Origin of the sequence: Microcystis sp. M083S1, assembly GCF_020246405.1 — a bacterium.
In the GTDB taxonomy this organism is placed as follows: Bacteria; Cyanobacteriota; Cyanobacteriia; order Cyanobacteriales; family Microcystaceae; genus Microcystis; species Microcystis aeruginosa_C.
Window position 1 is genome coordinate 1 of record NZ_JADBTB010000053.1, and the last position, 13531, is coordinate 13531.

14 protein-coding genes are annotated in these 13531 nt (G+C 43.2%); 10 read left to right on the forward strand and 4 right to left on the reverse strand.

Features of this window, described 5'->3' with window-relative positions; translation table 11 throughout:
- Positions 1-331: 331 nt before the first annotated feature.
- Positions 332-2245, reverse strand: a complete 1914-nt coding sequence (dnaK, locus tag IM450_RS04660) for a molecular chaperone DnaK (protein ID WP_002801770.1) — start codon at positions 2243-2245, stop codon at positions 332-334.
- A 467-nt stretch (positions 2246-2712) separates the two neighbouring features.
- Here dnaK and IM450_RS04665 point away from each other — a divergent pair, with 467 nt between their 5' ends.
- Positions 2713-3894 carry an RtcB family protein gene (locus IM450_RS04665; RefSeq protein ID WP_287670906.1) on the forward strand — a complete coding sequence of 394 codons (1182 nt, stop codon included), beginning with the start codon at positions 2713-2715 and terminating at the stop codon, positions 3892-3894.
- A gap of 112 nt (positions 3895-4006) precedes the next feature.
- Here the strand turns inward: IM450_RS04665 and IM450_RS04670 are convergent, their stop codons facing one another.
- Entirely contained in the window at positions 4007-4771 is a 765-nt protein-coding gene (locus IM450_RS04670) for a YebC/PmpR family DNA-binding transcriptional regulator (protein ID WP_287670908.1), read from the reverse strand.
- Between the two features lie 384 nt (positions 4772-5155).
- On the opposite strand from IM450_RS04670, the gene IM450_RS04675 reads away from it, so the two are divergent.
- From IM450_RS04675 to IM450_RS04715, 9 genes are all read left to right on the forward strand, one after another.
- Positions 5156-5641 (forward strand): pentapeptide repeat-containing protein, encoded by a 486-nt coding sequence (locus IM450_RS04675; RefSeq protein ID WP_287670910.1) that lies wholly within the window; start codon positions 5156-5158, stop codon positions 5639-5641.
- Positions 5642-5790: 149 nt separating this feature from the next.
- Positions 5791-7722 (forward strand): transglycosylase domain-containing protein, encoded by a 1932-nt coding sequence (locus IM450_RS04680; protein ID WP_002801766.1) that lies wholly within the window; start codon positions 5791-5793, stop codon positions 7720-7722.
- A gap of 160 nt (positions 7723-7882) precedes the next feature.
- Positions 7883-8311 carry a putative toxin-antitoxin system toxin component, PIN family gene (locus IM450_RS04685; protein ID WP_012264774.1) on the forward strand — a complete coding sequence of 143 codons (429 nt, stop codon included), beginning with the start codon at positions 7883-7885 and terminating at the stop codon, positions 8309-8311.
- Positions 8308-8589, forward strand: coding sequence for a toxin-antitoxin system HicB family antitoxin (locus tag IM450_RS04690; protein WP_287670913.1), 282 nt, complete (start codon positions 8308-8310; stop codon positions 8587-8589). The genes IM450_RS04685 and IM450_RS04690 overlap by 4 nt, the downstream gene beginning before the upstream one ends.
- 147 nt (positions 8590-8736) lie before the next feature.
- Positions 8737-9312 (forward strand): Uma2 family endonuclease, encoded by a 576-nt coding sequence (locus IM450_RS04695; RefSeq protein ID WP_287670921.1) that lies wholly within the window; start codon positions 8737-8739, stop codon positions 9310-9312.
- Between the two features lie 52 nt (positions 9313-9364).
- Positions 9365-9514 carry a hypothetical protein gene (locus IM450_RS04700; RefSeq protein WP_002787242.1) on the forward strand — a complete coding sequence of 50 codons (150 nt, stop codon included), beginning with the start codon at positions 9365-9367 and terminating at the stop codon, positions 9512-9514.
- 172 nt (positions 9515-9686) lie between these two features.
- A complete protein-coding gene (locus IM450_RS04705; protein WP_002760243.1) occupies positions 9687-9935 on the forward strand; it encodes a hypothetical protein in 249 nt (82 codons plus the stop codon).
- Positions 9932-10288, forward strand: coding sequence for a type II toxin-antitoxin system PemK/MazF family toxin (locus IM450_RS04710; RefSeq protein ID WP_002760242.1), 357 nt, complete (start codon positions 9932-9934; stop codon positions 10286-10288). Before IM450_RS04705 ends, IM450_RS04710 begins: the two co-directional genes overlap by 4 nt.
- A gap of 115 nt (positions 10289-10403) precedes the next feature.
- Positions 10404-11213 (forward strand): DNA adenine methylase, encoded by an 810-nt coding sequence (locus tag IM450_RS04715; protein ID WP_287670916.1) that lies wholly within the window; start codon positions 10404-10406, stop codon positions 11211-11213.
- 84 nt (positions 11214-11297) lie between these two features.
- Here the strand turns inward: IM450_RS04715 and IM450_RS04720 are convergent, their stop codons facing one another.
- Positions 11298-12155 (reverse strand): glycosyltransferase, encoded by an 858-nt coding sequence (locus tag IM450_RS04720; protein ID WP_002801762.1) that lies wholly within the window; start codon positions 12153-12155, stop codon positions 11298-11300.
- Between the two features lie 64 nt (positions 12156-12219).
- Positions 12220-13531 (reverse strand): glycosyltransferase 87 family protein (locus IM450_RS04725; protein WP_287670919.1); only part of this gene is annotated, 1312 nt, incomplete at its 5' end.

Genomic DNA, 13531 nt, shown 5'->3' on the forward strand with positions numbered 1-13531 from the left:
GGTCAATTACCTAATTTTCAGGGAAAAAATCCCTAAATTTTCCCCCCAATCACTCCAATGGTAGGCACTTTTTCAGGGAAAAAAAGTCTAAAAGCCTTATCCAACAAGGTTTTTAGATTTATTCAGCAAACCCTAATTCAATTTAGAGCGGGAAAAAAACACGAAAGACTTATCTGGAAGGTGTTTCAATCCCTTAGGCTCCTGATAAACCGCCGAGAAGCATACCAAACTCAGAAGAGCCATTTTCAGTAACAACCTTATCTGTAAGAAAGCCGCCATGAAAAAGGACACAAGTTAACTTGTGTCCTTCCCGAAGCTAAGAACTTAATTTTTATTTAGCGTCGGAGAATTCCGCATCGATGACATCATCGCCACCACCAGCACCACCAGCACCACCAGAGGGGCCATTGTCATTATTGCCACCGGTGGGATTGCTGGGGGCCCCTTGCTGATACATACTGCTGCCGATCGCGTAGAGGGCTTGTTGTAATTCCGGTAGGATGGTTTTGATCTTACCATCATCGTCTTGAGCGATCGCTTCTTCCAGTTCCTTAATCAACCCTTGGGCTTTATTTTTCTCAGATGGAGGAACCTTATCGCCTAACTCTTCCAACTGCTTCTCAGCTTGATAAACCAGGGAATCAGCTTGATTTTTGCGTTCAATGCGTTCGCGACGTTCCTTATCGACCGAGGCGTTCGATTCTGCCTCATTTACCATGCGTTCCACTTCATTTTGGGGCAAGGTAGAAGCGCCGGTGATGCTGATCGATTGTTCTTTTCCTGTACCTTTATCCTTAGCGGTGACATTTAAAATACCGTTAGCATCGATGTCGAAGACCACTTCGATTTGAGGCACACCACGAGGAGCGGGAGGGATGCCATCGAGTCGGAAAGTTCCCAAACTCTTGTTATCTTTGGCCATTTCCCGTTCCCCTTGCAGGACGTGGATTTCCACGTTAGTTTGTCCATCTACTGCTGTGGAGAAAACTTCCGATTTTTTGGTGGGGATAGTGGTGTTGCGGGTAATAATCCGCGTCATCACACCGCCGAGGGTTTCCACACCCAAAGACAGGGGCGAAACATCAAGCAGAAGAATATCTTTGACTTCACCAGCGAGGACACCACCTTGAATAGCGGCACCTACGGCTACCACTTCATCGGGGTTAACGCTTTGGTTAGGATCTTTGCCCAGAACTTTTTTAACTAATTCTTGAACGGCGGGAATCCGGGTTGAACCACCGACGAGAACCACTTCATCGAGGGCAGATTTATCGATTTTGGCATCACGGATGGCATTTTCGACGGGAATCCGACAGCGATCAATTAAATCGGCGCAAATTTCCTCAAATTTAGCTCTGGTTAAAGTGGTATCTAGGTGTTTTGGTCCTTCGGCGGTAGCGGTGATGAAGGGCAGGTTAATTTCCGCTTGGGTAACGCTAGAAAGTTCAATTTTGGCTTTTTCTGCCGCTTCTGTGAGACGTTGCAGGGCCTGTTTATCTTGACGGAGATCTATTCCTTCAACTTTTTTGAATTCTCCGGCTAGATAATCAACGATTTTTTTATCGAAGTCATCACCACCGAGATGAGTATCTCCAGAGGTAGCGAGAACTTCAAAGACACCATCACCCACTTCTAGAACCGATACGTCAAAGGTTCCCCCACCCAAGTCAAAAACAAGAATGGTTTCGTTAGCTTTTTTGTCTAATCCGTAGGCAAGAGAGGCGGCGGTGGGTTCGTTGATAATGCGGAGAACTTCAACCCCAGCAATTCTCCCGGCATCTTTGGTGGCTTGACGTTGGGAGTCGTTAAAATAAGCGGGTACGGTGATGACTGCTTGGGTAACGGTTTCGCCGAGGTATTTACTGGCATCTTCCACCAGTTTCCGCAGTACTTGGGCGGAAATTTCTTCGGGGGCGAATTGTTTGCCCTGGGCGGGACAGTCTAATTTAACGTTGCCGTTGCCGTCTTGGAGAGTTTTGTATGATACTTCTGTGGCTTCGTTGGTAACTTCGTTGAATTTCCTGCCGATGAAGCGTTTGACGGAATAAAAAGTATTTTGCGGGTTCATTACCGCTTGACGTTTGGCGATTTGTCCTACTAGGCGATCGCCACTTTTGGCGTAGGCTACGACTGAGGGCGTGGTTCTAAATCCTTCGGCGTTGGCGATAACGGTGGGTTTACCCCCTTCCATAACCGCAACGCAGGAGTTAGTCGTCCCTAAGTCAATTCCAACTACTTTTCCCATAATCTTTGTGCTGCTCCGATACAAATTATAGTGACTTCTAGAATCGGAACTGTACTCGGTTTTTAGGCGATACCCACCCCTATCAGTTCCTTTGTTATCTCTATAGTGCAAAATAACCCCGCTTTCTCGATAGTGTAGGTATCCGAACCTTTTTGGTAGTATTACAGTAGTCGGTAAACCTGCGGTAAAAGTCAAAAATTCTCCTGGGAGGCAGTCTGAACGGGTAATTTATACTAAATCCTGTTTAAAAAGTATAGGATAGTGGGGTGTAGGGTGTGGGGAGAAACAATTCATAACTTGGGAGTTAATCACACTATTAAAAACGGATTTGGTATTAGATAGTCAACAGCTTATCCTCTGTGCTAAAACACGATCACTGATAACAATTTATCTAATTCATCGCAGAATCTCAATTGCCTTATTGTCTTGGTTGTATCCGCTTTTGACCTGATTATTTCATAAAAACTATGGCTTACGAAACTCTGGAACTTTCCACACCGACACCGATTTTATCTTGGGCGGGCCATGAATTGGGACCCCAAGAAACCCAAATGGCTAAAAATGTCGCTTCCCTCCCTTTTGTTTATAAACACATTTCTTTAATGCCCGATGTTCACTTGGGTAAAGGCGCTTTAGTCGGTTCGGTGATTGCCACCAAAGATGCCGTAATTCCCGCCGCCGTCGGAGTCGATATCGGTTGCGGCATGGCTGCCCTAAAAATGCCTTTTACTGGTGAACAATTGCAGGGAAAACTTAAAAAAATTCGCCTCGATGTGGAGGCGAATATTCCCGTCGGTTTTGCTGAAAATAAGGAAGTGGATAGGGATGTAACTAAATGGCCAAAATGGGCGGAATTTAAACAGATTCATCGAGGCGTACAAAACCTAGAGAAAAAAGCCCTTAAACAAATGGGTTCTCTCGGGGGTGGTAATCACTTTATCGAAATTTGTTTAGATACAGACAATCAAGTTTGGTTAATGCTCCATTCCGGTTCTAGAGGTATTGGTAATCAACTGGCCCAATGTCATATTGATACTGCTAAAGAGTTAGCCAAACTGGCAGAATGTAAATTACCCGACCTCGATTTGGCCTACTTTGTCGCCGGTACAGAAGAATTTACCGCCTACTGGCATGACCTACAATGGGCCCAGGAATATGCCCGTTATAATCGGGAAATTATGATGGCTAGATTTAAACGCATTGTTGAAAAACATCTAGCGGGAGGCAAACCAACTAAACCCCTCTTAGTAGTTAATTGTCATCACAATTATGCCGAAAAAGAAATTCATTTTGGGGAGGAGGTTTATGTCACCCGAAAAGGAGCCGTCCGCGCCAGAGAAACCGATTATGGTATTATCCCCGGTTCCATGGGAGCGCAATCTTATATTGTTAAAGGTAAAGGAGAACATAATAGCTTCTGTTCCTGTTCCCACGGGGCCGGGCGTTTGATGTCGAGAAATCTGGCTAAAAAAACCTTTACTCTTGATGATTTAATCGCCCAAACCGAAGGGGTTGAATGCCGCAAAGATGAGGGCGTTATTGATGAGATTCCGGGAGCTTATAAACCGATCCAACAGGTGATGAATCAACAGGCTGATCTAGTGGAAATTGTCGCCACTCTCAAGCAGGTGATGTGTGTCAAAGGTTAAAAATCATGGCAAGAGCGATCGATTTTTACGGAACCCGAATTTTTACGCGATTTTGGGGACAGATTATTTCTTGATTGGGCCCAGAATCAGTGAGCAGTCTAGGAATTTAGGGTCACAGATCCAGTAACATCAACTCCTCGACTAAATCAAAATTAGCCGTTACCGATTGCACATCATCGAGGGATTCTAGGGTGTCGATTAACTTGAATAAAAAACGGGCCTGGTCTCGATCGCTCACTTCTAGGGTATTAGTGGGAATCCAGCGTAATTCTGCTTCTTTGACCTTAAATCCCGCTGCTTGCAGAACCTTATTCAATCTCTCCAGGTTAGACACCTCAGTAAACACTTCTGCTCCTTGACCTTCCTCCGCACTGTCAAAAAACTCGTAGGATTGGGCCTGGCCCTCTAGGGAAGCTTCTAAAAGCTTATCCTCATCAATAGTTCCCTCAAGACGAATTACCCCCTTATGGTCAAACATCCAGCCTACACAGCCCGTTTCACCTAAATTACCGCCATTTTTGCTAAAAGCCGCCCGCAGATCCGCAGCCGTGCGATTGCGATTATCGGTCAGTGCTTCGATCAGGATCGCCACACCCCCGGGACCATAACCCTCGTAGCGAATTTCCTCAAAAGCTGAGTCATTTTCCCAAGTTCCCGCCCCTTTAGCGATCGCTCTTTCGATATTGTCATTAGGAATACCGGCCGCCTTGGCTTTTTCGATCGCCGTGCGTAGCTGAAAATTGCCCGCCGGATCGGGAACACCGTTACGGGTAGCCACGATAATGGCCCGGGATAACTGGGTGAAAGTTTGCCCTTTTTTGGCATCAACCCGGGCTTTTTGTCGTTTAATATTTGCCCATTTACTATGACCAGCCATATCTATCTAAGATATCCAACATCAAAAATCTAGCAGATCGATCGCCCTTGGTAAATCCGGGGATAATTGTCAACGAGTGCCGGGTAATGATCATAAATCCTGTGTAGAAACTATAGGGGAGCGGGAATTATGAATTATGAATTATGAATTAGGTAGAGGGAAGACCACTTCGTGCGGGTTGCGGGGGGAGGTGGGGAGAGCGGAGCGGGGAGAAACAATTCATAACTTGGGAGTTAATCACACTATTAAAAACGGATTTGGTATAAATCCTGTTTAGAAACTATAGGGGGGCGGCTAGTTCGAGCATTTGTACTAAAATTCCCGATAGGCGGTTTAAATCCAGTACAGCTTATTATAGAAAAGGTTGATTGATCAGGTGGCAATATGGCGCAATTTTCTCGCAAAACTCTACTAACCTTGTTTGCTAGTATATTAGTATTATTATCCTCTTTAGCTCCGGCCCAGGCGCTAAGTTATAATAACCGCAATTTGACCGATAACGACTTTGCGGGGCAGGATTTGCGCGATTCCACCTTCGATCACTCTAATCTGCGCGGTAGTAACTTCAGTCATGCCAATCTAGAAGGAGTGCGCTTTTTTTCTGCCAACTTGGAGGGGGCCGACTTTAGCGATGCCAATATGAGAAATGTGGATTTAGAATCGGCCCGTTTAACCAAAGCCAACTTTACCAATGCCGTTCTCGAAGGAGCTTTTGCCACTAACATTTTGATCAAAGGTGCAATCATCGACGGGGCCGATTTTACCGATGCAATTATTCGCTCCGATGTGGAAAAATATCTTTGTGAGAGAGCGACGGGAACTAACCCCATAACTGGCAGAAATACCCGTGATACCCTATTTTGTCCCTAATCCTGCTGTCATGACCGATCGAATCTAGAGCCAGATCGGCCATAATTGCTGTAAGCTAGTATTCGATTTTTTAATAAAACCTTTAGAATAGACTTTCAAGCCAGTTCGATCGATCAGTCCCCTCTTGGAAAAAGGAAATTGTAACCATCGTGTCCACCAGTACCCTCGGCAATCAAGACAAAGAGCAGAAACCTAGTAGTGACTCGGATAGCTTTTTCCAAGGAGTCTCCAGAGTCGCAGGGGGAACTGTTCTCGGCCTGTTGATGGTATCCACGGCCGTGGTGACGGGGGCTGTGGTAGGATTAGCGATTAGTTACCGCAATCTACCCGATGTGAGGATTTTACGCGGTTACGTCCCCACGGAAACCAGTTATATCTACGATGTTAAAGGCAGACCCCTGACCAGCTTACACGGAGAAGCGAATCGGGAAGTGGTGGAACTCGATCAAATTTCTCCCAATCTAAAACGCGCAGTGATGGCGATCGAAGACAGCCATTTTTATCACCATCGTGGTATTAATCCTAATAGTATCGGTCGGGCAGTAGTGGCTAACTGGAAAAGTGGCGGTGTGGTGGAAGGTGCATCTACCATCACCATGCAGTTAGTCAAAAATATCTTTCTTTCCCATCAGCGCACCGTTAGCCGTAAATTAGCCGAGGCGGTCCTGGCAGTACGAGTGGAACAGGTTTTTAGCAAAAATGACATTCTGGAAATGTACCTTAATAATATCTATTGGGGTCATAATAATTACGGAGTGCAAACCGCCGCTAAAAGTTATTTTAATAAACCCGCCTCCGAGTTAAATTTAGCAGAATCGGCGATGATGGCTGGATTAATCCAAGCGCCGGAAGTTTATAGTCCTTTTAATAATTATCAAACCGCCAAGGAAAGACAGGCACTGGTTCTCAGTCGGATGCGTACCTTAGGTTGGATTACCCCCGCACAGGAAGAGGCCGCTTTAAGGGAACCACTGAAACTGGGTAAACCCACCGCTTGGCAAGAAAGTAAATTACCCTACGTTACCGATGCAGTGGTGGCAGAATTGCGGCAAAAATTTGGCAAGGAAACCCTAACTAAAGGGGGAATGCGGATTCAAACCACAATCGATCTCGACTTTCAAAACATGGCCGAGTCTACCATCCAACGGGCCTATAATAGCTTGCGTGGTCGCGGTATTCGTACCAAAGACCTACAAATTTCTCTAGTCGCGGTGGATCCGCGCACCCATTTTGTCAAGGCGCTCGTCGGTGGCGTTGATTACAATAAAAGTCAATTAAACCGGGCCATCCAATCCCGTCGTCAACCGGGGTCAGCTTTTAAACCCTTCGTCTATTATACTGCCTTCGCTAGTGGTCGTTTTACCCCCGAAACGGTGATTAATGATGCTCCTGTCCGTTTTCGCGAGGCCGGCGGCTTCTATAGCCCAAAAAACTACGGTGGCGGCTTTTCTGGTCCGGTTTCCCTGCGTAGCGCTCTGATGCAGTCTCTGAATATTCCCGCAGTTGTTCTCGGTCGTCGCGTCGGGATAAATAAAGTCATTGAAGTCTGTCGTCTGCTGGGTTTCGAGAGTCCTTTAATTGCCGTCACTTCTTTACCTTTGGGATCGGTGGATGTGACTCCTCTGGAAATGGCGGGGGCCTACGCTACTTTTGCCAGTAATGGCTGGCATTCTAAGCCTACCTTTATCATGCGTGTTACTGATAGCCGGGGTAACGTCATGCTCGATAATACACCCAAACCGAAGCTAGTTTTAGACCCCTGGGCCACCGCTTCTCTCAATTCTGTCCTACAGGGAGTTATTCAAGGAGGAACAGCAACCTCGGCCCAAATCGGTCGTCCGGCAGCGGGAAAAACCGGTACTACCGATAACGAGAAAAATGTCTGGTTTGTTGGTTATGTTCCCCAATTAGCCACGGCAGTATGGATTGGTGATGACCAAAACCGCACTTTAGGTAAAGGTATCACCGGTGGTGGTTTTGCCGCTCCCATTTGGCGCGATTTCATGGCACAAGCGCTTAAAAATGAACGGGTAGAATATTTTCCTTCTCCCTCGAAATTCCGCAAACCAACAGTTAAGTAGATGGTTAATCTAATTGGTTTGATCGTAATTTATTGATCGAGTAAAGGTGGCTAGGTTTTTGTAAGAGCGCCAATTCAAAAATGAAACCCACGCTATTTTTGTTCTGTGATGATAAAGTTAAGATGTAACTGTACCAATAATCATCGTTGCCCAGTTGCGAATGTCGTTACCTCAGATTGTTATTGATACCAATGTCATTATTGCTGGATTAAGATCTAGGCGTGGAAGTGCGTTTCAACTTCTTAGCCTTATAGGTACAGGAAAATTTGATATGCACTTATCTGTTCCTCTCGTCTTGGAATATACAGATGTCCTATTGCGGGAGTTGCCCAATCTCTATTTAAGTCGAGAAGAAGTAGATGACTTAATTGATTTCTATTGCTCGGTGGGGATACCTCATAAAATTTTCTTCCTGTGGCGACCATTTCTGCGTGATCCCAAAGACGATATGGTATTGGAGCTTGCAGTTAAAGCAGGATGTCAGAGTATAATCACATATAACACCCGTGACTTTGCTGGTGTTGAGCAATTTGGTTTATGTCTGCTTGAGCCTTCAGGTTTCCTACGATTAATAGGTAAGTTACCATGAGTACCATCCAAGTTCAAATTCCCGACTCATTACAGAAAAGTTTAGATGATCTAGCGGCTCGTGATGGAATTTCGATCGATCAATTTATCTCTACTGCGATCGCTGAGAAACTTTCAGCGTTGATGACAGAAAATTACCTAATAGAAAGGTCCAAAAAGGGAAGTCGAGAAAAGTATCAGGCAATCTTAACAAAAGTTCCCGATGTTGAGCCAGAAGCCTATGACCAGTCAAATATACCTGAATCGTCGGTAAGCAACCCAGATAAAGTTCATTTATAGCGTTTCCTAAGCTAGTGAGGTACACCTATTTTTCTTCCCTTTTGCCTCTTGCCTTTTGCCTTTTGCCTAAAACCCATAACTTTTGTACCTCAGCAGACTGAAAAACGCTATATAATAAAGTCACAAAAAAAACCTTTGCTTGAACCGATGACGACTTCCTTGACTGAGAGTCTCACCCTTGAAGATTTCCTCAAATTGCCATATTTGGAGGATTCTCCAGCATGGGAATACTTGCATGGAGTCGCAATTCAGAAACCCATGCCTAAGACTCGACACTCTATCCTGCAAAAACGTCTTTTAGCTGCGGTTGACAGCCATACTGCTGATTATACAGCCTTACCTGAGTTGCGATGTACCTTCGGCGAGCGTTCGATCGTTCCTGATGTGGCAGTAATTGCATGGAATCGAATTAACCTGAATCAAGCAGGTGAACCAGAGGACGACTTTAGGGAAGCACCTGATTGGACTATCGAAATTCTTTCACCGGATCAAAAGGTAAACCGTGTAATTGACAACATTCTACATTGTTTAAAACACGGCAGTAAATTAGGATGGATGCTTGATCCAGATGATTATTCTGTTTTAATGTTTACTCCCCAACAAGAGCCGGAAGTTTGCAGAGGGGATGACCAACTTAAGGTAATTGCAGGGGTTCAGTTGACACTGACTCCACAACAAATCTTTGCCTGGCTAAAAGTTGGTCAAGCTAGACAAAGTAAGTAGAAGTCTGGGGAGAAGTACGAGGACTAATATGAATTGATGGGAGAGTAAATTTATGTGGGAAGATGAAATTCTTGAAGAATTACACAGAATACGAGAAGAACAAGCCAAATCTTTTAATTATGATTTCAAGGCCCTATTTGCTGATTGGCAGAAAAGACAAGCAGCGAGTGGCAGACAATTAGTATCATTGCAACTTCAATAATAGTGGCGACTTCAGGTGGTAATGGGTCTAGCAGCGCGGGTGAATCAGACAGTAGTAATTGATAAGATCCGAACGTCTGAACGTCCTCCCTACCCCGCTACGCACTCAGGGACTCATGGGGGTTTGTTGAAGACGGCTGTTGGCCAGGATCCCTTATAATGGGGAAGTCGGAATGTTTTTTCTTCCTATGCCAGTAAGTGCTGAAGCTCTTAAGCAAGACTTGGATCGACTGACTGATAATCAGCTTCAGCAAGTGGCTGATTTTATTGCCTTCTTAAAGTTTCGCAGTCAGCGTCATCAGGCTGTTCTCGATCCCATGCAACTGGCCGATCTGTTTGCAGAGTTTGCTGATGAAGATCGCGCCTTTGCTGAAGAAGGTATGAATGACTATGCAGTAATACTCCATCAAGAAGACCAATGATGACTAATCCTCTGAAACGGGGTGAAGTCTGGTTAGCCGACCTCAATCCAACTCAAGGTTCTGAACAAGCGGGCATTCGTCCCGTCATCATTTTCCAGAATGACCTTGTTTCCCAGTTCTCAACTACGATCATTGCTATTCCGCTCACCACCAACCAACGCCGCGCTGCTTTGCCTATATGCTTACTGATAGAACAGGGTAATGGTGGACTCGGCCAAGATTCTGTTGCCCTATGTTTTCAGATGAGAGTGCTGGATAAAACTCGTTTGATCCGCACACTGGGACAACTGAGTCCCGAAATAATTGCCCAATTGGAAGAAGTGGTTTTGCTAACCTTAGGATACGAGTCCTAAATGTGGAATTAAATGGAATTCTTATGAGTATAGGCTACATATCAGGACAGGCACTCATGCAAAAGACGAAAGGGGGAATAGATAATCAGTCTTTAATAAACGGATTTAGTATAAAATGTCAAAAATTAAAAGTCCCTTGCGTTATCCGGGGGGGAAATCCCGGGCAATTAAGCAAATTCTGCCGCAAATTCCTGTCAATATTAGGGAATATCGAGAACCTTTTTTTGGTGGGGGTTCTGTATTTTTTGCTGTTAAGCAACTCTTTGGACAGCAAATAAAAACCTATTGGATTAATGACTTAAATTATGATTTATATTGTTTCTGGCAATGCGCTCAAGAAAATATTGAGTTATTGGTAGCAAAAATAACAGAAATTAAACAGAAATATGATAACGGAAGAGAATTATTTCAAGATTTGACAAGGGAAGATTTAAAGTTAACCGATTTTGAAAAAGCGGTGCGTTTTTTTATCTTAAATCGGATTACTTTTTCGGGAACAGTGGATTCGGGGGGTTATTCCCAAGCGGCTTTTACCAGTAGATTTACTGATTCATCAATTGCCAGATTAACTCAAATTGCGCCCCTATTAGCATCGGTAAAAATTACTAACCAAGACTACGAAGAATTATTATTTGCTGAGGGAAAAGAAGTTTTTATCTTCCTTGATCCCCCCTACTATAGTGCCACAAAATCCCGTTTATACGGTGTGAGAGGTAATTTACATACCAGCTTCGATCATCAACGTTTTGCCGATAATATGCGTCAATGTCAGGCTAAATGGTTAATTACCTACGATGATTGTCCAGAGATACGAAAACTCTTTGATTTTGCCCATATTATCGAGTGGAATCTTCAGTATGGCATGAATAATTATAAACAAGGACAGGCAGCGGCGGGGAGAGAATTAATGATCAAAAATTATTAGTGCGATGCCGATATATTCTATGCTATTAATCACAGCAAAAAAGCTGAATACTGACCAATGCCTGCAGCGGCAAAACTAAGGGGTTCAATCTAGACGCAGTTTACTGATAATTCTTTGACAATAGAGTTGAATTCCTTCTAACTTAGCTAGGGAAAATTTGGGTTTAATGGGAAGGATCAGTAAAGACATAAAACTCATCCGCAGCAAGCGATAAATAAGGATAGTTAAAGTCGTATGTTTTTCGAGACTGAGAAGATAACTATAGATATTATGAGTTAGTCTTAGATAACCATAGCGTCGGGTAATAGAAGATGGTTCATGAATAATTTTAATCTGATTGGTAACAACGACTAAATAGCCTTGATTTGCGTATCTTCGGGAAAAATCAAAGTCTTCGTAGTAGAGAAAGTAATCAGGATCGAAATGGGGACAAGTGGAAAAATTAGAGAAGTTAATTAATAAACTGCATCCCGTCACCCAGTCGGGAACAAGATAGGGTTTATCTCCATAGTCTAAGGATTCCTCTACTACGTTAATTGTGCCGATTTTGGCATTAAATTTTCCCCAACCAAACCAGATTTTACCATCCGGTTCGTAAATTTCTGTACCAGCGATGGCAACTTCCGGATATTGCTGAAAAAATTTGCTTGCTTTCTCCAGAGAGTCTGGTAATAAGTAAGCGTCGGGATTAACTAACCAAACGATAGCTTCTCTGTCTTGCTGATAAATCCAATTAAGTCCTAGATTACATCCTTTCCCAAATCCTAAATTTTCCCCTGCTTCAATAATCTTGACTCTTTGCGATGCTAAAGATTGGATATTTTTATCTTCAATGGAATTGTTAACAATGATAAGAGTAGCAGATAAGTCATCGTTGAGGGAAGCGATTAAACGCTTAATTAATTCCCCACAATTGTAGTTAACCGTTAATAGATAAATCATTACAGATAAAAGTTAGGAGTCACTGGCAATTAACAATGGTTAGAGAATGGCTTTTCCGTGCTAATTACTTTTTTTGGAGACGACAGAGATTAAAGTTTTCGATTTTGGTGGGAAAGGGTTGACAATTTTGGAAGTCAATAACGAGATTTTCTTTAGCCAAATCTTCTACTATATCAGGGGATTTTTTATTAAAGTCCGTCTGGAGAATGTAGAGAGATTCTGGGGGAGTATTAGCAATAAATGTCTCGGCATTTTTTCGCATTAAAGTTCCTTCACTGACTCCCATATTTCCTCGCAATCGCACAAAACGAGTCGAGGCAGGAAAATGGGGAACTAGATAACCTGTTCCTTCATCTCCCCACATAACAATCGTGGAATTTTCGTAGGGTTTTAATGCTTGACTATCGATACCAAAATAATTATCTGACCATCCCATTCTCCACCAGTCTAAGGGTTTGACTGTAGCAGCAATTAAGGTAAAAATAGCGATAGAGATTATAAAAACTGTCCTTTTATGAGGATAAAGATAGGCAATAATCAGGATAATTAAAACCGGTGTGATTAACTCTAGAACCATCAGATAGCGATAAATAGAAAACCCCTTTAACCAGATCAGATAGGCACTACAATAAAAAGGTAGTAAAAATCTGAGAATAGGTAAATGGACTAAATTATTTTGTTGCTCTAGAGAACGGCGAGAGGTGTACTGATAAATAATTACTCCCAGAAGAATAACAATTAAAAGATAGGCAATAGCAAAACGAGTCTCTTTAAATTTTACCTCAGCTACTAGGGTTTGTTCCTGCACAAAATAAAAGGGATAAAATAAAAATTGCCAAACATCTTTCGGTAAAAAGCGTGCATCTTGCAGGTTAAAATCTGTTTCGATGTAGGGAGATTGAAAAATTTTGTTGAAAAAGGGAAAAAGGGGATTAGCAAAATTAGTCCACATTAGGATTATCCAATAACCCATCGTCAAGGAAAATCCCACAGCCATAGAGAAAATTAAGGACAGAAGATTACGCAGCTTTTCCCTGATGGTATTGGTTAAAAAACTAATCGCCACGATTAAACTGATACTATACAATGCCGTGGTCAATTTTAATCCTGTTCCTAGTCCTAAAAGCAATCCTGCGAGAATTATAGTTTTAACCTTAACTGGTTGATTACGACCAAGACAAGCGATAATTAAAAATAATCCTGCCAAAACAAAAACACTGCTGGTACTATCGCCGATACTGGTTCCTAACTCTGATAGAAAAGCTGCCCCAAAAATACTGGTAATTGCTGCCGCTATGCTTAAAGTTATCTTGTATCTTTCGCAAACCTTATCGAAGGAGTGATAAGTGATTAAATGAACCAACCACTGATTTAAA

Coding starts and splice junctions, on each gene's coding strand:
- dnaK (WP_002801770.1), bottom strand. CDS start 2,245: ATGGGAAAAGTAGTTGGAATTGACTTAGGGACGACTAACTCCTGCGTT.
- IM450_RS04665 (WP_287670906.1), top strand. CDS start 2,713: ATGGCTTACGAAACTCTGGAACTTTCCACACCGACACCGATTTTATCT.
- IM450_RS04670 (WP_287670908.1), bottom strand. CDS start 4,771: ATGGCTGGTCATAGTAAATGGGCAAATATTAAACGACAAAAAGCCCGG.
- IM450_RS04675 (WP_287670910.1), top strand. CDS start 5,156: ATGGCGCAATTTTCTCGCAAAACTCTACTAACCTTGTTTGCTAGTATA.
- IM450_RS04685 (WP_012264774.1), top strand. CDS start 7,883: ATGTCGTTACCTCAGATTGTTATTGATACCAATGTCATTATTGCTGGA.
- IM450_RS04690 (WP_287670913.1), top strand. CDS start 8,308: ATGAGTACCATCCAAGTTCAAATTCCCGACTCATTACAGAAAAGTTTA.
- IM450_RS04695 (WP_287670921.1), top strand. CDS start 8,737: ATGACGACTTCCTTGACTGAGAGTCTCACCCTTGAAGATTTCCTCAAA.
- IM450_RS04700 (WP_002787242.1), top strand. CDS start 9,365: ATGTGGGAAGATGAAATTCTTGAAGAATTACACAGAATACGAGAAGAA.
- IM450_RS04705 (WP_002760243.1), top strand. CDS start 9,687: ATGTTTTTTCTTCCTATGCCAGTAAGTGCTGAAGCTCTTAAGCAAGAC.
- IM450_RS04710 (WP_002760242.1), top strand. CDS start 9,932: ATGATGACTAATCCTCTGAAACGGGGTGAAGTCTGGTTAGCCGACCTC.
- IM450_RS04715 (WP_287670916.1), top strand. CDS start 10,404: ATGTCAAAAATTAAAAGTCCCTTGCGTTATCCGGGGGGGAAATCCCGG.
- IM450_RS04720 (WP_002801762.1), bottom strand. CDS start 12,155: ATGATTTATCTATTAACGGTTAACTACAATTGTGGGGAATTAATTAAG.